The 23040-nt window shown below is 62.1% G+C and carries 22 protein-coding genes; 18 read left to right on the top strand and 4 right to left on the bottom strand.

Annotated features, from left to right (window positions below; all coding sequences use genetic code 11):
• Positions 1 to 39 precede the first annotated feature (39 nt).
• The 3 genes from gph to ompA all read right to left on the bottom strand — a co-directional run bounded on the left by gph (position 40) and on the right by ompA (position 2113).
• On the bottom strand, positions 40 to 708 hold the full coding sequence (gph, locus tag ACSBPU_RS12685; protein WP_442592452.1) for a phosphoglycolate phosphatase: 669 nt from the start codon (positions 706 to 708) through the stop codon (positions 40 to 42).
• A gap of 4 nt (positions 709 to 712) precedes the next feature.
• A complete protein-coding gene (gene ubiG, locus ACSBPU_RS12680) occupies positions 713 to 1447 on the bottom strand; it encodes a bifunctional 2-polyprenyl-6-hydroxyphenol methylase/3-demethylubiquinol 3-O-methyltransferase UbiG (protein WP_442592451.1) in 735 nt (244 codons plus the stop codon).
• Between the two features lie 81 nt (positions 1448 to 1528).
• Positions 1529 to 2113: an outer membrane protein OmpA gene (gene ompA / locus ACSBPU_RS12675; RefSeq protein ID WP_442592450.1), complete on the bottom strand. Its 585-nt coding sequence runs from the start codon at positions 2111 to 2113 to the stop codon at positions 1529 to 1531.
• A 418-nt stretch (positions 2114 to 2531) separates the two neighbouring features.
• Between ompA and gyrA the strand changes: the two genes are divergently transcribed.
• The 15 genes from gyrA (at position 2532) to cysM (ending at position 19090) form a co-directional block, all read left to right on the top strand.
• Positions 2532 to 5216, top strand: a complete 2685-nt coding sequence (gene gyrA / locus ACSBPU_RS12670; protein ID WP_180067984.1) for a DNA gyrase subunit A — start codon at positions 2532 to 2534, stop codon at positions 5214 to 5216.
• Positions 5213 to 6346: a 3-phosphoserine/phosphohydroxythreonine transaminase gene (gene serC / locus ACSBPU_RS12665; protein WP_442598341.1), complete on the top strand. Its 1134-nt coding sequence runs from the start codon at positions 5213 to 5215 to the stop codon at positions 6344 to 6346. The genes gyrA and serC overlap by 4 nt, the downstream gene beginning before the upstream one ends.
• Positions 6339 to 7424: a prephenate dehydratase gene (pheA, locus tag ACSBPU_RS12660; RefSeq protein ID WP_180067985.1), complete on the top strand. Its 1086-nt coding sequence runs from the start codon at positions 6339 to 6341 to the stop codon at positions 7422 to 7424. The genes serC and pheA overlap by 8 nt, the downstream gene beginning before the upstream one ends.
• A 9-nt stretch (positions 7425 to 7433) precedes the next feature.
• On the top strand, positions 7434 to 8570 hold the full coding sequence (gene hisC / locus ACSBPU_RS12655; protein ID WP_442592449.1) for a histidinol-phosphate transaminase: 1137 nt from the start codon (positions 7434 to 7436) through the stop codon (positions 8568 to 8570).
• Positions 8567 to 9466 carry a prephenate dehydrogenase gene (locus tag ACSBPU_RS12650; RefSeq protein WP_442592448.1) on the top strand — a complete coding sequence of 300 codons (900 nt, stop codon included), beginning with the start codon at positions 8567 to 8569 and terminating at the stop codon, positions 9464 to 9466. Before hisC ends, ACSBPU_RS12650 begins: the two co-directional genes overlap by 4 nt.
• Positions 9466 to 10785 carry a 3-phosphoshikimate 1-carboxyvinyltransferase gene (gene aroA, locus ACSBPU_RS12645; RefSeq protein ID WP_442592447.1) on the top strand — a complete coding sequence of 440 codons (1320 nt, stop codon included), beginning with the start codon at positions 9466 to 9468 and terminating at the stop codon, positions 10783 to 10785. The genes ACSBPU_RS12650 and aroA overlap by 1 nt, the downstream gene beginning before the upstream one ends.
• Positions 10782 to 11453: a (d)CMP kinase gene (cmk, locus tag ACSBPU_RS12640; protein ID WP_442592446.1), complete on the top strand. Its 672-nt coding sequence runs from the start codon at positions 10782 to 10784 to the stop codon at positions 11451 to 11453. The genes aroA and cmk overlap by 4 nt, the downstream gene beginning before the upstream one ends.
• 118 nt (positions 11454 to 11571) lie before the next feature.
• Entirely contained in the window at positions 11572 to 13287 is a 1716-nt protein-coding gene (gene rpsA / locus ACSBPU_RS12635) for a 30S ribosomal protein S1 (protein ID WP_442592445.1), read from the top strand.
• 5 nt (positions 13288 to 13292) lie between these two features.
• The gene (locus tag ACSBPU_RS12630) at positions 13293 to 13658 is read left to right on the top strand and encodes an integration host factor subunit beta (protein ID WP_442592444.1); all 366 of its coding nucleotides are present in this window, start codon (positions 13293 to 13295) and stop codon (positions 13656 to 13658) included.
• A 204-nt stretch (positions 13659 to 13862) separates the two neighbouring features.
• Positions 13863 to 14189: a lipopolysaccharide assembly protein LapA domain-containing protein gene (locus tag ACSBPU_RS12625; protein ID WP_180067992.1), complete on the top strand. Its 327-nt coding sequence runs from the start codon at positions 13863 to 13865 to the stop codon at positions 14187 to 14189.
• 16 nt (positions 14190 to 14205) lie between these two features.
• Positions 14206 to 15459 carry a lipopolysaccharide assembly protein LapB gene (gene lapB, locus ACSBPU_RS12620; RefSeq protein WP_442592443.1) on the top strand — a complete coding sequence of 418 codons (1254 nt, stop codon included), beginning with the start codon at positions 14206 to 14208 and terminating at the stop codon, positions 15457 to 15459.
• Complete coding sequence (gene rfaE1, locus ACSBPU_RS12615; RefSeq protein WP_180067994.1) at positions 15456 to 16385, top strand: D-glycero-beta-D-manno-heptose-7-phosphate kinase; 930 nt, start codon at positions 15456 to 15458, stop codon at positions 16383 to 16385. The genes lapB and rfaE1 overlap by 4 nt, the downstream gene beginning before the upstream one ends.
• Positions 16382 to 17377 (top strand): ADP-glyceromanno-heptose 6-epimerase, encoded by a 996-nt coding sequence (gene rfaD, locus ACSBPU_RS12610; protein ID WP_442592442.1) that lies wholly within the window; start codon positions 16382 to 16384, stop codon positions 17375 to 17377. Before rfaE1 ends, rfaD begins: the two co-directional genes overlap by 4 nt.
• A gap of 216 nt (positions 17378 to 17593) precedes the next feature.
• On the top strand, positions 17594 to 18040 hold the full coding sequence (locus tag ACSBPU_RS12605) for a ComEA family DNA-binding protein (RefSeq protein ID WP_442592441.1): 447 nt from the start codon (positions 17594 to 17596) through the stop codon (positions 18038 to 18040).
• 144 nt (positions 18041 to 18184) lie between these two features.
• Positions 18185 to 19090 (top strand): cysteine synthase CysM, encoded by a 906-nt coding sequence (gene cysM / locus ACSBPU_RS12600; protein ID WP_442592440.1) that lies wholly within the window; start codon positions 18185 to 18187, stop codon positions 19088 to 19090.
• On the opposite strand, the gene mltB is transcribed toward cysM, so the two are convergent.
• Entirely contained in the window at positions 19083 to 20270 is a 1188-nt protein-coding gene (mltB, locus tag ACSBPU_RS12595) for a lytic murein transglycosylase B (protein WP_442592439.1), read from the bottom strand. The two genes, cysM and mltB, sit on opposite strands and share 8 nt — an antisense overlap.
• Positions 20271 to 20280: 10 nt before the next feature.
• Here mltB and ACSBPU_RS12590 point away from each other — a divergent pair, with 10 nt between their 5' ends.
• From ACSBPU_RS12590 to ACSBPU_RS12580, 3 genes are read left to right on the top strand one after another with little or no spacing between them, the layout of a single operon-like run.
• On the top strand, positions 20281 to 21204 hold the full coding sequence (locus tag ACSBPU_RS12590) for a histone deacetylase family protein (protein WP_442592438.1): 924 nt from the start codon (positions 20281 to 20283) through the stop codon (positions 21202 to 21204).
• Between the two features lie 53 nt (positions 21205 to 21257).
• On the top strand, positions 21258 to 22007 hold the full coding sequence (locus ACSBPU_RS12585; protein WP_180068000.1) for an electron transfer flavoprotein subunit beta/FixA family protein: 750 nt from the start codon (positions 21258 to 21260) through the stop codon (positions 22005 to 22007).
• Positions 22008 to 22937, top strand: a complete 930-nt coding sequence (locus ACSBPU_RS12580) for an electron transfer flavoprotein subunit alpha/FixB family protein (RefSeq protein WP_442592437.1) — start codon at positions 22008 to 22010, stop codon at positions 22935 to 22937.
• Positions 22938 to 23040 lie beyond the last annotated feature (103 nt).

Genomic DNA, 23040 nt, shown 5'->3' with positions numbered 1-23040 from the left:
GGCGATGCCGCCGCGGCGCCGTGCCGGGCATGCAATCCCTTAGCGGCGTGCCCATTCCTGGACGAGCGCCCAGATGTCAGAAGCCGTGTTTGCTATGGAATCGGCCTGCCACGACTGCAGTGCGGCGGTTTCCTGGCCACAGTAGCCGTAAGCGGCAATCATGGTCGACATGCCCGCCGCCTGGCCGGCGATGATGTCGCGCTGGTCGTCGCCGATATAGATGCAATTCGAGGGATCGAAGCCGGTTTTCCGGGCGGCATAGAGCAGGGGAGCCGGATGGGGCTTGGTGTGCTCGGTGGTGTCTCCGCCCACCGTGACGGCGCAGTCGGTATACAGGCCCAAGTGCACGACCAGGGGCATCGCCAGGTATTCCATCTTGTTGGTCACGATGCCCCATGTGTAGTCATGGCGCTTGAGTTCGCTCAGGAGTTCGTTGACACCGGGGAAGAGCGATGTGCGCGTGGTCATGTCCTGCTCGTAGTCTTCCAGGAAGGACTCGCGCAGCGCGGGGTACTCGGGATGATCGGGGTCCATATCGAGGGCTGCCTTGAGCAGCCCGCGCGCGCCTTGCGAAGCATAGGGCCGAAAGGTTTCATAGGGCAGGGGCGGCAGGCCCTTGCGGGCGCGCTGCTTGTTGGCGGCTGCCGCCAGATCGGGGGCGGTGTCCGCAAGGGTGCCGTCGAAGTCGAACAAAACCAATTTACGCATGGGGTCAATTCTCGTGTCGGGCCGCCAGCAGATAGTTCACCGATGTATCGCTGGAGAGTTTGTAGAGGTCGGTGATGGGGTTGTATTCCATGCCGGCGAGTTGAGTAACGGCAAGCCCCGCGGCCCGCGCGGCGGCGGAAAGTTCGCTGGGCTTGATGAAGCTTTCGTAGCTGTGGGTGCCTTTGGGCAGCATGCGCAGCACGTATTCCGCCCCTACGATGGCGAAAAGAAAGGACTTGGGGTTGCGGTTGAGGGTGGAAAAAAACACCCAGCCGCCAGGCTTGACCAGGGTGGCGCAGGCGCGGACGATGGATGCCGGGTCGGGTACGTGTTCGAGCATTTCCATGCAGGTGACGACGTCGTAGTGGCCTGGCTGCTGGCTTGCAAGCGCTTCGGCGCTGATGGCCTTGTATTCCACGGGCACGCCGGACTCCAGGCCATGCAGCCGTGCGACGGTCAGCGATTTTTGCGCCAGATCGATACCCGTCACCTTGGCTCCCGCCTTTGCCATGCTTTCCGCCAGTATGCCCCCGCCGCAGCCGATATCGAGCACGGTCTTGCCCTGCAGGCTGCCTGCCTGATCGAGTATCCAGCCCAGGCGCAGGGGGTTGATGGCGTGCAGCGGCTTGAACTCGCTTTCCGGGTCCCACCATTTAGAGGCCAGGGCGCTGAATTTTTCCAGCTCGGCCTGATCCACGTTGGCGTCTGAATTGGGCGTCGGGGGTGCGGTCGTATTCATGTGCAATCCATAAATGATAAGGGCCCCGCAAAGCGGAGCCCTTATTGTAACGTTTAACGCTGCTTGTACTACACGGATGTATTACTTGCGGACGCCAACGATTTCGATTTCCACGCGACGGTTCTGTGCACGGCCTTCGCGAGTCGCATTGGATGCGACCGGAGCGGATTCGCCCTTGCCTTCGACGTAGATACGGTCGGCGGGAATGCCCTTGCCGACGAGGTAATCCTTGACGGAGTTTGCACGACGCTGCGACAGGCCCATGTTGTATTGCTCGGTACCGATGGAGTCGGTGTGGCCGGTTGCGATGAGGGTTTCAAGGTTGATCGTGTTGACCTGAGCGGCAACTTGATCAAGCACTTGGCGGCCTTCAGGCTTGATGGTGGACTTGTCGAAGTCGAAGAAGGTGTCAGCATTCAACACAACTTTGGTTGCGGTAGGCGCAACGACGGGAGCTTCGGCCTGAGCAACTGGCACACCGTCGCAACCGGGGATGCCGGTGGCGGGGGTCCAGAAGCTGTCGCGCCAGCACAGTTCGTTGGTGCCGTTCATCCACACGTCGCCAAACGAATTGCGCCAGTTATCGACGGTTTGCGCAGATACTGCGCCAGAGGCCGAAGCGGCGGCAATGGCGAGTGCTAGTGCGATTTTGGAGGGTTTATTCATGTTTCTCCTCATTGAGCTTAATGCTGGTAAGTGACCGCAGCGAACCCCCGCCGCATATCAAGAAAACGGAGCCAGTATAGCAACGCCATGATTGAATCAAAGAATTGCGCTGGGTTTCATGCGTGTTAGGGCGAATCTTACGGCATTTCTGGGCGATTCGTTAAGCTTCAATGGCGCATACGGCTCAGATATTCGGATTTCTACCTTATCTCCAACATTATTGTTGGTTTTTGGCAACAGCCAGAATCCTTAAAGTGGTTTGTTAAGTAGCCGAGTGAAAAGACCTTGTTGATTGACGTGGACATGGCACGTGGTAGCAGATTCCGTGCCCATGAAGGCCTCTATAGGAGGAAGTGCTAGAATTTCCCATTCGCCCGTCAACGGCCTGACTTCACGCTTTTTACGTTTAAGACACTCTATGGATTCCTTTGCCAAGGAGACTCTTCCGATTTCGTTGGAAGAGGAAATGCGACGCAGCTACCTGGATTACGCAATGAGCGTGATCGTGGGGCGGGCTCTGCCGGACGTTCGCGACGGGTTGAAGCCGGTGCACCGGCGTGTTCTGTTCGCCATGCACGAGCTCAACAACGACTGGAATCGCGCCTATAAGAAATCCGCGCGCATCGTCGGCGACGTCATCGGTAAATACCACCCGCACGGCGATTCCGCCGTCTATGACACCATCGTCCGCATGGCGCAGGACTTCTCCTTGCGCTACATGCTGGTCGACGGGCAGGGCAACTTCGGCTCCATCGACGGCGATGGCGCGGCGGCTATGCGTTACACCGAAATCCGCCTCTCCAAGATCGCCCACGAAATGCTGGCCGACATCGACCAGGAAACCGTCGACTTCGGCCCCAACTACGACGGCAGCGAACAAGAGCCGCTGCTCTTGCCGGCCCGCCTGCCTAATCTATTGGTCAACGGCAGCTCGGGGATTGCGGTGGGCATGGCCACCAATATCCCTCCGCACAATCTCTCCGAAGTCATCGACGGCTGTCTTTATTGCCTGCGCAATCCGGAATGCTCCATCGACGAGCTCATGGAGCTCATTCCAGCGCCCGATTTCCCCACTGGCGGCATCATTTACGGCATGTCCGGCGTGCGCGAAGGCTATCGCACGGGGCGCGGCCGCGTCATCATGCGGGCCAAAACCCACTTCGAGGACATGGAAAAGGGCAATCGGCAGGCCATCGTGGTCGACGCCATTCCCTATCAGGTCAATAAAAAGACCTTGCAGGAAAAAATCGCCGAACTGGTCAACGAAAAGAAGATCGAAGGCATTTCTGACATTCGCGACGAGTCCGACAAGGACGGCATGCGCCTGGTGATCGAGCTCAAGCGCGGTGAAGTCCCCGAAGTCATTCTGAACAATCTGTACAAGAACACCCAGCTGCAGGACACTTTCGGCATGAATCTGGTGGCGCTGGTCGACGGCCAGCCGCGCCTGCTGAACCTGAAGCAGATGGTGGAGTACTTCCTGCGGCATCGGCGCGAAGTCGTTACCCGCCGCACGGTGTTCCAGCTGCGCAAGGCGCGTGAGCGCGGCCACGTGCTGGAAGGCCTGGCAGTGGCGCTGGCCAATATCGATGAATTCATCGCCATCATCAAGGCGGCGCCCACGCCGCCCATGGCTCGTCAGGAACTCATGGCGCGCTCGTGGGATTCGTCGCTGGTGCGCGAGATGCTGACGCGGGCCGACGGCGGCGATATCCCGGGCGGCAAGGCGGCCTATCGCCCAGAATCCCTGCCGCCGGGCTTCGGTCTTCAGGACGACGGCCTGTACCGCCTGAGCGACGTCCAGGCCCAGGAAATCCTGAACATGCGCCTGCAGCGCCTGACCGGGCTGGAGCAGGACAAGGTCGTCGGCGAGTACAAGGACATCATGGAGACCATTGCCGACCTGCTCGACATCCTTTCGCGTCCTGAGCGGATCACGACGATCATCGGCGACGAACTCCTTGCCATCAAGGCGGAATTCGGCACAGGCAGCAAAGATGTCCGGCGTTCCGAAATCGAGCACAATGCCACCGAACTCGACACCGAAGACCTGATCACGCCGATGGACATGGTGGTTACCTTGTCGCAGTCGGGCTATATCAAGAGCCAGCCCTTGTCCGAGTACCGGTCGCAGAAGCGCGGCGGGCGGGGCAAGCAGGCGACGGCCATGAAAGAGAACGATTGGGTCGACCAGTTGTTCATCGCCAACACGCATGACTACCTGCTGTGCTTCTCCGACAAGGGGCGCGTGTACTGGCTCAAGGTCTGGGAAGTTCCGCAGGGTTCGCGCAATTCGCGCGGGCGCCCCATCGTGAACATGTTCCCGCTCGTCGAAGGCGAGAAGATCACGGTCGTGCTGAACGTCAAGGAATTCAGCGATGAACAGTTCGTTTTCATGGCCACTTCCCGCGGCACGGTCAAGAAGACGCCGCTGTCCGACTTCTCCAACCCGCGCAAGGCCGGAATCATCGCCGTTGCGCTCGACGAGGGCGACTACCTCATCGGCGCCGACCTGACCGACGGCAAGCACGATGTCATGCTGTTCTCCGATGCGGGCAAGGCGGTGCGTTTCGACGAGAACGATGTGCGTCCCATGGGTCGAACCGCCCGCGGCGTACGGGGCATGATGCTGGAAGACGGGCAGAGCGTGATTTCGCTGCTGGTGGCGGAGGACGAATCCCAAAGCGTGTTGACAGCCACCGAGAACGGGTTCGGCAAGCGCACGTCCATTCTCGAATACACACGTCACGGACGCGGCACCAAGGGCATGATCGCGATCCAGACCACAGCCCGCAACGGCAAGGTCGTCGGTGCCGTGCTGGTCCGTCCCTCGGATGAAATCATGCTGATCACGACGGGCGGCGTGCTGGTCCGCACCCGTGTTTCCGAAATCCGTGAAATGGGCCGAGCCACGCAGGGCGTTACTTTGATCAGCGTGGACGAGAACAGCATGCTGTCCGGCGTGCGCAGGGTCGTGGAAAGCGATGCCGACGATGACGTGCTCGTCGTCGAAACCAGCGGCGACGACGTCATCTACCGTGAAGACGACGCCGATGCCGACAAGCCCGCCGACGAAGATCGCGATCACGACAAGGAAGAATAAGCATGCGTCCCTGGAATTTTTCGGCAGGCCCGTCGGCGCTGCCGCTCGAAGTCCTGCAGCAGGCGGCGGCCGAAATGACCGACTGGCACGGCTGCGGCATGTCCGTGATGGAAATGAGCCACCGCGGCAAGCAGTTCACCCAGATCCGCGACGAGGCGGTGGCTGACCTGCGCGAGCTGCTGGCCATTCCCGATGACTACGAAGTGCTGTTCATGCAGGGCGGCGCGACGGCCGAGAACGCCATCGTGCCCATGAACCTGATCGGCCGCGGCGGCGCGCACAAGGCCGACTATATCCTGAGCGGCATCTGGTCCAGCAAGTCCTATAAAGAAGCGCAGCGCTACGGCGATGTCTCCATCGCCGCGACCAGCGGCGAGGCGGCCGATATCGATGGAGTCAGGCAGGAGCCCTGGACCTGGTTTCCGGCCACGACCGAATGGCGGCTGCGCAGTGATGCGGCGTACCTGCATTTGTGCAGCAATGAAACGATAGGCGGCGTCGAGTTCCCGGACTGGCCGGACATGGGTGCCCTCGGTGCGCCGGACGTACCCCTGGTCGTGGATGCGTCCTCGCATTTCCTGTCGCGCACCATCGATTTTTCCAAGGCCGCGCTGGTGTATGCCGGCGCGCAGAAGAACGCCGGCCCGGCCGGCGTCACGGTGGTCATCGTTCGCAAGGACCTCATCGGCCATGCGCTTCCCGTATGCCCGTCCGCCTTCGATTACGTCAATGTGGCGGCGTCCGGCTCCATGTTCAATACGCCGCCGACCTACGCCATCTACATAGCGGGCCTGGTGTTCAAGTGGCTGAAGAAGCAGGGCGGCGTGGCCGCCATCGAGGCGGCCAACATCGCCAAGGCACAGGCCCTGTACGATTACCTGGACGGCTCCGCCTTTTACCTCAACCGCATCCATGCCGGATCGCGGTCTCGCATGAACATTCCTTTCTTCCTGCACGACGAATCGCTCAACGCCGAATTCCTCGCACAGGCGGACAAATCCGGCCTGATGCAGCTCAAGGGTCATAAAAGCGTGGGCGGCATGCGCGCGTCCATTTACAACGCCGTGCCGCTGCAGGCCGTGCAAGCCCTTGTTTCTTTCATGCAGGAGTTCGAGCGTCGATATGGATGATTCTTTGCAAGCCCGCTTATTGCCCTTGCGCCAGCGCATCGACGCGCTGGACGAACAGATACTGGAACTGCTCAATCGGCGAGCCGCAACGGCCCAGGAGGTCGGCAAGGTCAAGCAGGAATTCGACGAAGAAGGGCCGGTGCTCAAGCCGGAGCGCGAAGCCATGGTGGTCCGCCGGCTGCAGCAACTGAACCAGGGGCCTTTCACGCCCGAAGCCATAGACGCGGTCTGGGCGCAGATCATCTCTACCTGCCGCGGGCTGGAAAGCGTACTGACCGTGGCCTATCTGGGGCCCCAGGGCTCTTTTTCCGAACAGGCCGCCCTGGAGCATTTCGGCCACGCGATCACGCGCCTGCGTTTCAATTCCTTCGATGAAGTATTCCGCGCCGTCGAGGCGGGGCAGGCCAACGTGGGTGTCGTGCCCGTCGAGAACTCCACCGAGGGGGCGGTCAACCGCACGCTCGACCTGTTCCTCAGCTCGCCGTTGAAAGTGCTGGGCGAAAGATCCATCAAGATCCATCACAATCTCCTGACTCGGTCCGGCACGCTGGAAGGCGTGACGCGGGTCATGGCGCATCCCCAGGCGCTGGCGCAATGCCAGGGCTGGCTCTCGCGCAATCATCCCGACTTGCCGCGCGATGCCGCATCCAGCAACGGCGAGGCGGCGCGCATTGCCTCCGAGGATCCTACGGTGGCCGCCATTGCGGGCACGATGGCAGCCCATGCCTGGGATCTCCAGATCGTATCCTCCGGCATCCAGGACGACCCGCAGAACCGCACGCGCTTTCTGGCCATCGGCCCCATCGAGACCTTGCCCACCGGCAACGACCAGACGAGCATCATTCTTGCCGTACCCAACCGCGCGGGCGCCGTCTACGACATGCTGGCGCCTTTGGCGGCCAATGGCGTGTCCATGACGCGGCTGGAATCGCGGCCGGCGCGCACCGGACAGTGGGAGTACTATTTTTACGTCGACCTGATCGGCCATCGCAACGAGCCGCCGGTGGCGCGCGCGCTCGAAGAACTCAAGAAAGAAGTCGCCTTTTTCAAGGTCCTGGGATCCTACCCCAGGCAATAGGAACGCCGCATGAATACCGATGAATTGAAAGAGCCCGCTCTGGCTCCGGACGTGCCCGAATACGTATTGGGGATTGCGCCGTATCAGGCGGGCAAGCCTATCGAAGAGCTCGCGCGGGAATTCGGTCTGGATCCCGCCGGCATCGTCAAGCTCGCCTCCAACGAGAACCCGCTCGGCATGCCCGAATCGGCGCGGGCAGCCATGATGGCGGCCGCCGGCTCGCTGGGCCGCTATCCGGATCCCAACGGCTTCGAGCTGAAGTCTGCGCTTGCGGCACGCTATCGAGTCCCCGCCGAGTGGATCACGCTGGGCAACGGTTCCAATGACCTGCTCGAGATCGCCTCGCTGGCTTTGCTGGCGCCGGGTCGCGCCAGCGTATATTCGCAATACGCGTTCGCAGTCTATCGCTTGGCGACTCAGGCGCGCGGAGCCCGGCACATAGTGGTTCCGGCGCGTGACCACGGGCACGATCTGAATGCCATGCTCGCAGCCATCGACGACGATACACGCATTGTGTTCATCGCCAATCCGAACAACCCGACAGGCACCTTTCTGCCCGCCGGCGAAATCGAGGATTTCCTGTCGCAAGTGCAGGCCCAGCACGGCGACCGGGTCACCGTGTTGCTGGACGAAGCCTATAACGAATATCTCGACCCCGAACTGCGTTTCGACAGCGCCCGTTGGGTCGAGCAGTATTCCAACCTGATCGTTTCACGCACGTTTTCCAAGGCTTACGGCCTGGCGGGGCTGCGCGTGGGCTTTGCCATAGCGCAACCCCGGCTGACCGATCTCATGAATCGGGTGCGGCAACCATTCAATGTGAACAGCCTGGCCCAGGCGGCGGCAATTGCCGCATTGGGCGACGCGGCCTTCCTGCAGCAGTCCTATGAGATCAATCGCGCGGGCAAGGCGACCCTGGCCGAAGCGTTCGGCCGTTTGGGCCTGCGCTTCGTTCCAGGCTACGGCAACTTCGTCCTCGTGCACGTGGGCGAAGCGGCGCGCATCAATCTAGAGCTGCTCAAGCGCGGCGTCATCGTGCGTCCCGTGGGGGGCGACGGCTTGCCGGAATGGTTGCGGGTTTCAATCGGCCTGCCGGAAGAAAACCAGCGCTTCGTGCAGGCGCTGACTGAAATCCTCAGTCCATGAGCCAGGCGGGACGGGCGGCGACGCCGCCGCTGGTGCCGGTACTGGCGGTCGTCGGGGTAGGGCTCATCGGAGGCTCTTTCGCTGCCGCGCTGCGCGAACGGGGCGCCGTTGGACGCATTCTCGGCGTGGGACGCCAGCGCGGCTCTCTGATGCAGGCGCTGAAGCTGGGCCTGATCGATGAAATCGCCACCCTGGAGCAGGCTGCGAGCCAGGCGGACTTGATCATGCTGTCGGCGCCCGTCGGCGCGACACAGTCGCTGCTCGAAGGCTTGCTGCCATTCCTGCGCGCTGATACGCTGGTGACCGATGCGGGCAGCACCAAGGCAGACGTGGTCCAGGCCGCGCGTGCGGCATTGGGCGATCGCATTGCCCAGTTCATTCCCGGCCATCCGGTCGCGGGCGCCGAAAAAGCAGGCCCGGAGGCTGCGGATCCCGGCCTGTATCGGGCACGCAAGGTCGTCCTTACCCCCTTGCCGGAGAACCGCAATACCGACCGGGAGCACCTGACGTGCGTCTGGGAGGCGTGCGGCGCCCAGGTCATGGTCATGGAGCCCGATGTCCACGACAAGGTATTGGCCTCGGTCAGCCACGTACCGCATTTTCTTTCGTCGGTATTCATGTGGCAGGTGGCGACCGCGGCGGATTCCGATTTGCGCATGGCGCTGGCGGCCAGCGGCTTCCGCGATTTCACCCGCATATCCGCGGGTTCGGCCGAGGTATGGCGGGATATCTTCCTGAGCAATCGCGCCGCGGTCCTGTCCGAATTGAAAGAGGTCAAGGACGCTTTGTTGCGGGCCGAGCAGGCGCTCGAAGACGCCGATGGCCCGGCACTCGAAAAATTTCTGGAGCGCGCGGCCACGGCGCGCCGTCTATGGGGCAGCAGGAGTGGAATGTAATGAGCACAAACGAGCGTCTAGTCCTTGAACCGGTTACCCGGGCTGCCGGCCGGCTGCGGCTGCCCGGATCGAAAAGCATTTCCAACCGCGTGCTGCTGATTGCCGCGCTGGCTCAAGGGGCCACCGAACTGACGGGTCTGCTCGATTCGGACGATACGCGAGTCATGCTCGCCGCCTTGCGGCAAATGGGTGTGCGCATCGATGACATCGGCCGGGATCACGTGCGCGTCCATGGTGCCAATCCCTTCCCCAATCGGTCCGGTGACCTGTTCCTGGGCAATGCCGGAACGGCATTCCGGCCCTTGACCGCGGCATTGGCCGTCATGGGCGGCGACTTCCGGCTGTCGGGTGTTCCGCGCATGCATGAGCGGCCCATCGGCGATCTGGTCGATGCTTTGCTGGGCGCGGGGGCGCACATTCGCTATCTGGGCAACAAGGGGTATCCGCCGCTGGCCATAGGCCATGGCGCCTTCAGCGGCAGCCGTCCGATCCGCGTGAAAGGATCCGTGTCCAGCCAGTTCCTTACCGCCTTGCTGATGGCGGCGCCGCTGCACGCGGATACCGGCAACGAGGTCGTCATCGAGGTCGACGGCGAACTGATTTCCCAACCCTACATCCTGATCACGCTAAAGCTGATGGAACGCTTCGGCGTCGTCGTCCAGCGGCAGGACTGGCGGCGCTTCGTCGTGCCGGCGGGCTCGCGCTACGTTTCGCCCGGGCGGCTCGAGATCGAGGGCGACGCTTCCTCGGCCTCGTATTTCATGGCCCTGGGCGCCATCGGCGGAGGTCCCGTCCATATCGAAGGGGCAGGGGCGGACAGCATGCAGGGCGACATGGCTTTCGCGGACGTGGTCGAGGCCATGGGCGCGGCCGTTGTGCGACACCCCCACGCGATTGAAGTCAGCGGGGCCCAGGTGGCGCGTGGCGATCGTCTCAAGGCGTTCGACCTGGACTTCAATCTGATCCCGGATGCCGCGATGACCGCGGCGGCCATGGCGCTGTACGCGGACGGCCCTTGCGCCTTGCGCAACATCGGCAGCTGGCGCGTCAAGGAAACAGACCGCATCCACGCCATGCACACCGAATTGGAGAAGCTGGGCGCGAAAGTGGAGTCCGGGCCGGACTGGCTCATCGTCCATCCTGTGCGTCCGGGCGAATGGCGCTCCGCATCCATCGCCACCTACGACGATCATCGCATCGCCATGTGCTTTTCCCTCGCCGCTTTCGGTCCGGCCACGGTCACGATCGAGGATCCTGATTGCGTGGCCAAGACCTTTCCCGATTATTTCTCCGTCTTCAAAGGATTGGTGCAGGCATGACGGCTCACACCTCGATTCCGGTCATTGCCATCGACGGCCCGACGGCCTCGGGCAAGGGCACGATTGCAATGCGTGTCGCCCAGGCGCTGGGCTGGTCGGTGCTCGACAGCGGTGCCCTGTATCGGCTGACGGCCCTGGCCGTGCTGGAAAAAGGGGTGGATCCATCCGATGAGGCCGCGGTGGCCGATACGGCGAGCCGGCTCGATGTCGCCTTCCGGAGCGGCGACATCTTCATGGAGGGCCGCGACGTGACGCAGGCCATACGCGAAGAGCGGGTGGGAAATCTTGCGTCGCGGATCGCCGCGTACGGCGCGCTGCGCGAGGCGCTGCTCGGGCGGCAGCGGGCTTTTCGGGTGGCGCCGGGCCTGGTCGCCGACGGCCGCGACATGGGCACGGTGGTGTTTCCCGATGCGACGCTCAAGATCTTCCTGGTGGCGGATGTCGAGGCGCGCGCAAAAAGAAGGTGTAAGCAGTTGAGGGAAAAGGGTTTTTCTGCTAACCTATCGGGCTTGTTGGAAGATATGCGTTTGCGCGATGAGCGCGACCGTACTCGGGCTAATGCGCCGCTTGTTGCGGCGCCTGATGCCAAAACCGTGGATTCATCGAATCTCAGTATCGATGAAACCGTTGCAGTCGTGCTTGACCACTGGTCGAGCCTGGTGTCCTGACGCGCAAGCTGCCGCTGATATCGCAGGCTTGCGCCGGGATTGTTTTTTACTCCACTGGGGCGGGTGTTCTTCCCTGGTGTGTTTTTAACAGCCATTTCCGGCTTATGGATTTCATTTAATGTCCACCATTTCAACCCCTGCCGCCACAGGCGGCGAAAGCTTTGCCGACCTGTTTGCAGAAAGCATCAAGAACCAGGACATGAAGTCCGGTGAGGTGATTTCCGCTGAAGTCGTACGCATCGATCACAATTTCGTCGTGGTCAACGCCGGACTCAAGTCCGAAGCGCTGATTCCCCTTGAAGAGTTCCTGAACGATCAGGGCGAACTCGAAGTCGAAGCCGGCGATTTTGTTTCGGTCGCCATCGACTCCCTGGAAAACGGCTACGGCGACACCATCCTGTCGCGCGACCGCGCCAAGCGCCTGTCGGCCTGGCTGCAGCTCGAGCAAGCGCTCGAGTCTGGTGAAATGGTTACCGGCACGATCACCGGCAAGGTGAAGGGCGGTCTTACCGTCATGACCAACGGCATCCGCGCGTTCCTGCCCGGCTCGCTGGTCGATCTGCGTCCCGTCAAGGACACCACGCCCTACGAGGGCAAGACCATGGAATTCAAGGTCATCAAGCTCGATCGCAAGCGCAACAACGTTGTGCTGTCGCGTCGCTCGGTCCTTGAAGCCAGCATGGGCGAAGAGCGCCAGAAGTTGCTCGAAACCCTCAGCGAAGGCGCTGTGGTCAAGGGTATCGTCAAGAACATCACCGATTACGGTGCGTTCGTCGACCTGGGCGGCATCGATGGTCTGCTGCACATCACCGACATGGCATGGCGCCGCGTCCGCCATCCTTCCGAAGTCCTGCAGGTGGGCCAGGAAGTCGAAGCCAAGGTCCTCAAGTTCGATCAGGAAAAGAGCCGCGTTTCCCTGGGCGTCAAGCAGCTTGGCGAAGACCCATGGGTCGGCCTGGCTCGTCGCTACCCGCAAGGCACCCGCCTGTTCGGCAAGGTAACCAACCTGACCGACTACGGTGCGTTCGTTGAAGTCGAGGCCGGTATCGAAGGCCTGGTGCACGTCTCCGAAATGGACTGGACCAACAAGAACGTCGATCCGCGCAAGGTCGTCACCCTGGGCGAAGAAGTCGAAGTCATGGTTCTCGAAATCGACGAAGACCGTCGCCGTATTTCGCTGGGCATGAAGCAGTGCCGCGCGAATCCCTGGGAAGAGTTCTCGATCAACTTCAAGCGCGGCGACAAGGTTCGCGGCGCCATCAAGTCGATCACCGACTTCGGCGTGTTCGTCGGCCTGCCCGGCGGCATCGACGGCCTGGTGCACTTGTCCGACCTGTCCTGGACTGAAACCGGCGAAGAAGCGGTCCGCAACTTCAAGAAGGGCGACGAAATCGACGCCGTGGTCCTGGGCATCGATACCGACAAAGAGCGTATCTCCCTGGGTATCAAGCAACTGGAAGGCGACCCCTTCAACAACTTCGTTGCAACCTACGACAAGGGCGCAGTGGTTCCCGGCGTGATCAAGTCCGTGGAAGCCAAGGGCGCGGTCGTGACGCTGTCCGTCGATGTCGAAGGCTATCTCCGCGCATCCGAGATCTCCAGCGGCCGCGTCGAAGACGCCAGCACGGTGCTGAACGTCGGCGACAACGTCGAAGCCATGATCATCAACATCGATCGCAAGACGCGTTCGATCCAGTTGTCGATCAAGGCACGTGACAACGCTGAAACCGCCGATACCCTGCAGCGCATGTCGGAAGCCAGCGCTTCGTCGGGTACCACCAACCTGGGCGCTCTGCTGAAGGCCAAGCTCGACCAACAGCGCGACGACGGTTAATTGGCGTGACCAAGTCGGAACTGATTGCGATTCTTGCCAGTCGCTATCCGCAACTGGCAGCGCGCGATACGGATTACGCCGTGAAAACGGTGCTCGATGCCATGACCCAGGCCCTGGCCTGCGGCCAGCGCATCGAGATCCGCGGATTCGGCAGTTTTTCGCTCTCCGAGCGCCAGCCTCGCGTAGGCCGGAATCCCAAATCTGGCGAGAAAGTCATGGTGCCTGGCAAGCAGGTGCCTCATTTCAAGCCAGGCAAGGAATTGCGCGAACGGGTGGACTCGGCGTTCGAAAACGAGACGAATGCCGTCGGCGAATCCAGCGATGCCGCTTTTACGCTAGGTCAATTCGATACCCGCATCATGCACGGCTGATCGGCTTCAGGGGCAGACCCCGCGGTTTGTCCTGGGGTCAGACCCCGTACGGGGTCTGACCCCTTCGCAAAGAATACGGTGTCTGACCCCTCAAGAGAACAGGCCTTCCTATCAAGGGAGGCCTGTTTTCTTTTTGGCTCTCCGGATCGGTTTCGTCCTCAATTCCCTTACAATTAGCGGATTCCCGGTTTATTGGAGTGAATCATGCGTTATCTGGTCTGGCTGCTGCGCTTGGCCGTCTTCGTGCTGGTGTTGATGTTCGCCTTGAAGAACACTGGTCCCGTCGACGTCAACTTTTTCGCGGATCATGTCGTGACGGGCGTGCCTTTGATCGTGGTAATGCTGGCGGTTTTCGTGCTGGGTGTGTTTTTGGGTCTTCTGATCGCGGTGCCTTCCATCATGCGCCGACGACGCGAAGCAGCGCGGCTGCGCCGCGAACTGACGCGGCTTGAAGAGAAAAGCCGCCAGAACGGCAGCGCGCCCGCCGAGACGCTAGCGCCCGAAGCCGTCGCTCCCATGGCTCCCCTGTAGCGCCCGGGGTTGAGCTGTGGATTTTGAAACCTGGTGGTTGATCTTCGTGCCCGTGCTGTTTGCATTGGGCTGGATTGCGTCTCGCGTCGATATCCGGCAGATGCTTTCCGAAACCCGCTCCTTGCCGAACTCCTACTTCAAGGGCTTGAATTTTCTCCTCAACGAGGAACCTGACCGCGCCATCGACGCCTTCGTCGAAGTGGCCAAGCTGGACCCGGAAACGACCGAGCTGCATTTTGCTCTAGGTAGCCTGTTCCGCAGGCGCGGCGAGATGGAGCGCGCGATCCGCGTTCACCAGAGCCTCCTGTCGCGTGCCGATCTGCCTCAGGCCGATCGCGAGAGCGCGCAGCATGAGCTGGCCCAGGACTTCCTCAAGGCGGGCATGCTGGATCGGGCGGAGCAAGCTTTCGAACAGGTGCTGGATACGCGTTTTGCGGTGCCTGCCGTGCGTGCCCTGATCCGAATCTACGAGTCCGAGCATGATTGGCCTCGTGCCATCGAGGCGGTCAAGCGCTTGCGCGCCCTGGTGGACGAACCGGTGCCGCAATTGGTGCATTATCAGTGCGAGCGGGCCGTCGCCGCGATGGCGGGCAAGAATCCGGACTTCAAGGCGGCCAGCGAAGCCCTGGATGCCGCCGATCACGCTGCCGCAGCCCTGCGCGGCGATGCCGGCAGCCAGGCATCGGAAGCCCGCATCGCCATGCTGCGCGCCCAGTTGGCGCGCCTGTCGGGCAAACCCGAGGAAGAGCGCGCCTATCTGGCGTCGGTGCTGGATACCGCGCCGGAATACGCAAGCCTGATCGCAGGCGAACTGATCGAAAGCTATCGCCAGGTCGGACAACAGGAAGAAGGGCTGGCGGTGCTGCAAAACCACTACATGCGCTATCCCTCGCTGGATACGTTCAATGTCGTGTTCCGCGAGCTGCGGTCCCAGCATGGCCACAAGCCGGCCTGGGCGTTTGCGCGCGAGGCGTTGCGCGCCCATCCGTCGCTGCTGGGCCTGGACCGCATGCTGGAAGCCGAGCTCGTCCTTAACGAAGATCCGGCGGGGGCCCGGCTCGCCGCGTCCGAAGGCAGCAGCGCGGCGGCGGACATCGTTGCCGGCGCCGACCTCAGCCTGCTGCGCACCCTCATACACAAGCATACGCAGCGTCTCGATCGCTATGCCTGCCGGGTATGCGGGTTCGAGGCGCGTCACTTCTATTGGCAATGTCCGGGCTGCAATTCCTGGGAGACCTATCAACCCCGCCGTCTGGAGGAAATGAAATGATGCCGTTCCCGGCCGCAGCGGTAAGCCGCTCGAAAGTACTGGTCGTGGGCGACATCATGCTCGATCGCTATTGGTTCGGCGAAGTCGACCGGATATCGCCGGAGGCGCCGGTGCCCGTGGTGCGGGTGGCGCGCCGCGAAGACCGCCTGGGCGGCGCGGCGAACGTCGCGCGCAATATTGCGGCACTGGGCGCGCAGGCCAGCCTGCTGGGGCTGGTGGGCGCGGACGAGGCGGGCGAAAAAATAGCTCAGTTGGCCAACGAGGCGGGCATCCGCGCGCACCTGGTCATCGACCAGCGCATGCACACCACCTTGAAGATGCGGGTGCTGGGCAGGCAGCAGCAGCTGTTGCGCGTGGATTTCGAGGAAGGCCCCGGTCCGGACAGCCTGGACGACCTGCAGTCGCTGTCACGGGACCTGGTCAGCCGGCACGACATGCTGGTGGTCTCGGACTATGCCAAAGGCGCGCTGGCCCATGTCGAACAGTTGATCGCCGCGGCGCGCGAAGCCGGGGTTCCGGTGCTGGTGGATCCGAAAGGCCATGCCTACCGGCGTTATCGCGGCGCAAGCATCATTACGCCCAACCGCGCCGAGATGCAAGAGGCAGTAGGGCTATGGGCCGATGAAGAAGATCTGGAGCGCAGGGCGCAAGGCCTACGCGAGCAACTGGGGCTGGATGCTTTGCTCGTGACGCGCTCCGAGCAGGGCATGACGCTGTTCACCGAAGCGGGGCGGCAGCATACCGGCGCCCATGCCCAGGAAGTTTTTGACGTATCCGGCGCCGGCGATACGGTCCTTGCAACGCTGGCCGTCACGCGGGCCGCGGGCCTGGACTGGTTCGACGCCGTATTGTGGGCAAACCGCGCCGGAGGCGTGGTGGTCGGCAAGCTCGGTACATCGGTCGTCACGGCAGGAGAACTCTCATGATCGTCGTAACTGGCGGAGCAGGCTTCATCGGAAGCAACCTGGTGCGCGGGTTGAACCTGCGCGGTTTTACAGATATTTTGGTGGTCGACGACCTGACCGAGGGCGACAAGTTCGTCAATCTGGTTCATGGCCGTATTTCCGACTACATGCACAAGGACGACTTCCGACAAGCCGTTGCGCGCGACGGATTCGAACGCATCGAAGCGATATTCCATCAGGGCGCATGCTCGGACACTACCGAGCGTAACGGCCATTACATGATGGACAACAACTACCGCGTCACGCTCGAATTGTTCCAGTATTGCCAAGGCAGGAAGATTCCGTTCATCTACGCTTCGTCGGCCGCAGTGTACGGCGCGGGCCCCGTCTATGCGGAACATCTGCGCAACGAGGCGCCGCTTAACGTCTACGGTTATTCGAAATTCCTTTTCGACCAAGTGCTGCGCCGGCACATGCCGGACCTGACGGCGCCCGTAGTCGGATTGCGCTATTTCAACGTCTATGGCCCGCAGGAGCAGCACAAGGGACGAATGGCGTCGGTGGCCTATCACAACATGAACCAGTTCAAGGAGCTTGGGCATGTTCGCCTGTTCGGCGGTTGGGACGGCTACGACGATGGCGGGCAAATGCGTGATTTCATCCATATCGATGATGTCGTGGATGTGAACCTCCATTTCCTCGATCATTCGCTGAAATCGGGAATTTTCAATTGCGGCACCGGACGCGCGCAGCCTTTCAACGACGTCGCCATGACGGTCGTGAACACCTTGCGGCAACATCACGGCCTTGACGTGCTTTCGCTGCAGGAACTCGTGGATCGGCAGCTACTGCGCTACATCGATTTTCCCGAAGACCTCAAAGGACGATACCAAAGCCATACGCAAGCGGACTTGAGCCAACTGCGCGCAGCGGGTTACGAGAAGCCTTTCCGCGACGTCCAGACAGGTGTGTCGCAATACGTGAAGGCGCTGCTGCATCGCGGCATGCTGTAGCACGCCGGCGAGGGGTCACAAGGGGTCAGACCCCGCATGGGGTCTGACCCCCTCCGACAGTGTTGTCCTTCGGTAAGTCTGCGCATGGACACTTTGCGGGAAAGCGTCTGTCGCGGCGCGTTCGTTCCCGGGATCATTGCGAGCAGGAGAGGCCGCCTCCGCGGGCGGCCGGCCCCGTCGGGCCGCTCCGTTTACATCCTACTCTGGAGCTTGCAAATGAATCCGTTTACCGAATCGACCGTCGCGCGTCCCCTGACAGAAACAACGCATGCAAAATACGGCGGGGTAGTGGCCCGCACGCGCGTGCGCAGGCGGCGTGGCAGCACGGGTCCTAGCCTGAAGGCGCTACTGCGCGCGGGCGTGCTGGCCGGCATATTCCTTCCCGCCCTGTCCTATGGCGTAGACGTCAATTCGGCCACGCCGGAACAATTGCGCGGCGTGCGCGGCATTGGGCCCAAGACGGCGGAAACCATTGTCGAAGAGCGTACGCGCGGCGGACGCTACGAGTCCATCGAAGATCTTTCCGACCGAGTCAAAGGCATTGGACCCAAGAAGGCTACGGCCTTGCAGGCTGCGGGCCTGACGGTCGGCAAGACGACGTCCGCTCCGGCCATGCCCGCGTCGCCCCAGGCTGCAGCGACCCAGCGTCCGAAAACGCGTTAAGGAGACGAAGGGGTCAGACCCGACGGGTCTGACCCCACACCGCTTAAAGAAACAGGGGTCAGACCCAATCGGGTCTGCCCCCCCATCATGAAGCAGGGGTCGGACCCCGTACGGGGTCCGACCCCTTGGTGTATGATTTCCAGCATGAAAAAATATCTGACCATCGAAGACACCATAGGCTCGACGCCCTTGGTGCGCCTGCAGCGTATTCCCGGCGAGTTCGGCGAGCAGCGCGGCAATGTCATACTGGCCAAGCTCGAAGGCAATAACCCCGCGGGATCCGTGAAGGATCGCGCGGCCAGCTCGATGATCCGGCAGGCCGAGGCAAGGGGCGACATCAAGCCTGGCGATACCCTCATCGAGGCCACCAGCGGCAATACGGGCATCGCGCTGGCCATGACGGCAGCGGTCCGCGGCTACAAGATGATCCTCATCATGCCCGACAACCTGTCGGTGGAGCGCCGCGCGTCCATGACGGCCTACGGCGCGCAGTTGATCCTGACCCGCGCCGACCAGGGCGGCATGGAATACGCGCGCGATCTCGCACTGAAGATGCAGGCCGAAGGCAAGGGCAAGGTGCTGGACCAGTTCGCCAACGCCGACAACCCGCTCGCCCACGTCCAAGGCACCGGACCCGAGATCTGGGAACAGACCGACGGCGGCGTGACGCACTTCGTCAGCGCAATGGGGACCACGGGCACCATCATGGGCGTCGCATCCTACCTGCATTCCAGGAATCCATCAGTGCGCATCGTAGGTGCACAGCCGGCGGAAGGCTCCCAGATACCGGGCATACGCAAGTGGCCCGAGGAATATCAGCCCAAGATCTACCAACCCGAGAAAGTGGACGAGTTCGAGCTCATCTCGCAGACCGAGGCGGAACAAATGGCTCGCCGGATGGCGGCCGAGGAAGGCATTTTCGGCGGCATTTCATCGGCGGGCGCCCTGGTAGCGGCCATGCGCGTGGCCGCCCGGGTCGAGAACGCCACGATCGTCTTCATTGTCTGTGACCGCGGCGACCGCTACCTGTCGACAGGCGTTTTCAATTAGGGGCGCCGTAGCCCATCTTGCCGGCCAGCACTTGCGCCAGGTCGGCAACCGAACCGGCATAGAAATAGCTGCGGTTGTAATGCGTGATGGCAAAGAAATTGGGCGTGCCGAGCCGGTATTCGGCCTGGTTCCTGGGTTCGTCGATCAGGTCGACCACGCCGAGTTTGTGCTCCCGCCAATCGCCCGTCAGTGCCGTTTGCGCCCGGGGTATTTCATGTGCGCCCAGCGCCTCCAGCTGCTTCCAGTCATAAGTCGGATATAGCCCTCCCTTGACCAGTGTTCCGGCATTGGCGGGCAGCGCGACCGGCGCAAAGACCGGCAGGCCGGGCACCCAGCCATGCAGGCGCAGGAAGCGCGCCACCGACGCGATGGCATCATCGGGGCTGCCATGCAGATCGATGCGCCCATCCTTGTTTCCGTCGGCCGCATAGCGCATGAGGCTGCCCGGCATGAACTGAGGCAATCCCATGGCGCCTGCGAACGAACCGGTGACGGTCAGTGCATCGAGGCTGCCTGCATGGTCGAGCTGGATCAGGTCGGCTAGCTGATCCCGAAACAATTGGCTGCGCTCGGGGCGGCTGCTGTCGGGATAGCGGAACCCCAGCGTGGCCAGTGCGTCGAGCACACGGAAATTGCCGGTGTGCCGGCCGTAAATGGTTTCGACACCGATGATCGCAACGATGATGGACGCCGGGACACCATACTCCTTCGCGGTCTTGTCCAGTTGCGCGCGGTGCGCGGCCCAGAATTCCTGGCCGGCTTTGATGCGCACCGGTTCGACAAAGCGATTCTTGTAAGTGACCCAGCTGCGGCGTATGCGGGTCGTGGATGGCGCCATGAGCTTTGCCGCGGTCGCGTTGTATTGCGCTGCCTGCAGCAGGCTTTCGACGCGTTGCAGTGGCACGCCGCGGCGCGCGGAGACTTCTTCGGCGTAGGCCTGGATGTCCGGCTTCAAGCGGCCGTCAGCCAAGCGGAAGCCTTCCGCGCGAGGGATGGAGGAACCGGCCTGGATGGAGGTGGATTCCGCCGTCCGGGACATGTCGGTGGACGTACCGCCCGGCTGCGTGGCCGGGCTGGCGGCGATTTGTTGCGGCGGGGGCACGGCTGTCTGGGTCGAGGCGCAGCCGGCCAGGAACAGCGACAGCACGCCGGCTTGCAATATACGGGCAGGTTTGAACATAATCTTCCTTATGGAGACTCTATATATTACCCACCCGGAGTGCCGGCTGCATGAAATGGGAAGCTGGCACCCCGAGTGCCCCGCGCGGCTGGACGCCATCAACGACCGCCTGCTGGCCAGCGGGTTGATGGGCTATCTCCGCGAGCGCGAGGCCGTCCCCGCCCGGGATGAAGACATTCTGCGCGTTCATGGGGCCGGCTACCTGGAATACCTGCGGCGCAAAGCGCCTGACGACGGCTATTTCCCCATCGATGCCGACACCATCATGAACCCTCATACGCTATCCGCCGCCATGGCGGCGGCGGGCGCGGGGATCATGGCGGTGGACGCCGTCATGAACCAGGAATGCGCCAACGCATTCTGCGCGGTCCGCCCGCCGGGCCATCATGCGCGCCCGTCCCAGGCCATGGGCTTCTGTTTCTTCAACAATGTCGCCGTAGCGATGGCTCATGCGCTTGAAACGCATGGCCTGCATCGGGTGGCCGTCATCGACTTCGACGTGCATCACGGCAATGGAACCGAAGAAATGTTTGGCGGCGATTCCCGCGTATTGATGTGCAGTTTTTACCAACATCCTTTTTTTCCCAATCTCAGGCAGGACCCCCCTTCGGACAATATGGTGAACATACCGGTGGATGCCTACACGAAAGGCGATGCCTTGCGCATGCTGGTCAGCGACGTCTGGATGCCCCGGCTGCGGGCCTTCCGTCCCGAATTCATGTTTATCTCGGCGGGCTTCGACGCCCACCGCGAAGACGATATGGGGCAGCTCGGCATGGTCGAGCAAGACTATGCCTGGATCACCGATCAACTTGTCGAGCTGGCAGACGAAACAGCCCAGGGCAGGATTGTTAGCTTTCTTGAAGGAGGCTATTCGCTTTCTGCGTTGGGCAGGAGTGCTGCAGTGCACATAAAATCGCTCGCAAAGTTGTAGAATACAAAATTCTCATTTGCAATTTTCTTAAAAGTTCCTCAGGAGGAAGCTCGATGAAGGTCTTGGTGCCTGTCAAGCGTGTGGTTGATTACAACGTCAAGGTACGCGTTAAATCCGATCAAAGCGGCGTGGATATCGCCAACGTGAAAATGTCGATGAACCCGTTCGACGAGATCGCGGTTGAAGAAGCGACCCGCCTGAAGGAGAAAGGCGTGGCCACCGAAGTGGTCGCAGTCAGTTGCGGCGTTGCACAATGCCAGGAAACCCTGCGTACCGCCATGGCCATCGGCGCGGATCGCGGTGCCCTGATCCAGACCGACGCCGAGCTTCAGCCCCTGGCGGTGGCCAAGCTGCTGAAGGCGCTGGTCGACAAGGAACAGCCTCAGTTGGTCATTCTGGGCAAGCAGGCCATCGATGATGACGCCAACCAGACCGGCCAGATGCTCGCCGCTCTGCTGGACTGGCCGCAAGCCACGTTCGCCAGCAAAGTCGAGGTCAATGGCGATTCCGTATCGGTCACCCGCGAGGTCGACGGCGGTCTGGAAACGGTTGCACTGAAGTTGCCCGCCATCGTCACCACCGACCTGCGCTTGAACGAGCCGCGCTACGTCACGCTGCCCAATATCATGAAAGCCAAGAAGAAGACACTCGACGTGGTCACGCCGGAAGACCTGGGCGTCGATGTCGCACCACGCTTGAAGACGCTCAAGGTTTCCGAACCGCCGGCGCGTTCGGCCGGCATCATGGTGCCCGACGTCGCGACATTGGTGGACAAACTGAAGAACGAAGCAAAGGTGGTTTAAATGACGATTCTTGTTATTGCTGAACACGACAATGCCCAACTGAAGGGCGCAACGCTCAATACCATTGCTGCGGCGGCCAAGCTGGGCGGCGATATCCATGTCCTGGTTGCCGGCAGTGGCGCGAAGGCGGCGGCAGACCAGGCTGCGCAGGCGGCCGGCGTCGGCAAGGTGCTGCTGGCTGATGGTCCCTCGCTGGCCGAGGGCCTTGCCGAGAACGTGGCTGCCCAGGTACTGGCCATCGCCGGCAATTACAGCCATATCCTGTTCCCCGCGACCGCGGCGGGCAAGAACGTGGCGCCCCGGGTTGCCGCCAAGCTCGACGTCGCGCAGATCTCCGACATCCTGTCGGTCGAGTCGGCCGATACCTTCACACGCCCCATCTACGCCGGCAACGCAATTGCGACGGTGCAGTCCTCCGACACAGTCAAGATCATCACGGTGCGCACCACGGCTTTTGATCCCGTGGCAGCACAAGGCGGCAGCGCCGCGGTCGAAACCGTGGATGCCGTGGCCGATTCCGGCAAGTCGTCCTTCGTGGGCCGCGAAGTCGCCAAGAGCGACCGTCCCGAGCTGGCCGGCGCCACGGTCGTGGTGTCCGGCGGCCGCGGTCTGGGCAGCGCCGAGAACTTCAAGATTCTCGATCCGCTGGCCGACAAGCTGGGTGCGGCGCTGGGCGCATCGCGCGCGGCTGTCGACGCCGGTTATGCACCCAACGATTGGCAGGTCGGCCAGACCGGCAAGATCGTTGCGCCGCAACTGTACGTTGCCGTGGGCATCTCGGGTGCGATCCAGCACCTGGCAGGCATGAAGGACTCCAAGGTGATCGTCGCGATCAACAAGGATGCCGAAGCGCCCATCTTCGGCGTGGCCGATTACGGCCTTGTGGCAGACCTGTTCCAGGCCGTGCCCGAGCTGGTCGAAACCCTCTGATCATCGACCGCTTCCTGAAAAGCCTGTAGACCGTCGTTTACAGGCTTTTTTTACAAAGGGCTCGTGGCTGCGGCCGGAGTTCCTCGTTACGTACATGCCGGAC

Source organism: Parapusillimonas sp. JC17 (genome assembly GCF_052180245.1).
Lineage (GTDB): Bacteria > Pseudomonadota > Gammaproteobacteria > Burkholderiales > Burkholderiaceae_B > Parapusillimonas.
The sequence above is the reverse complement of the archived record's forward strand: the minus strand, read 5'-3'. Positions and strand labels throughout refer to the sequence as shown.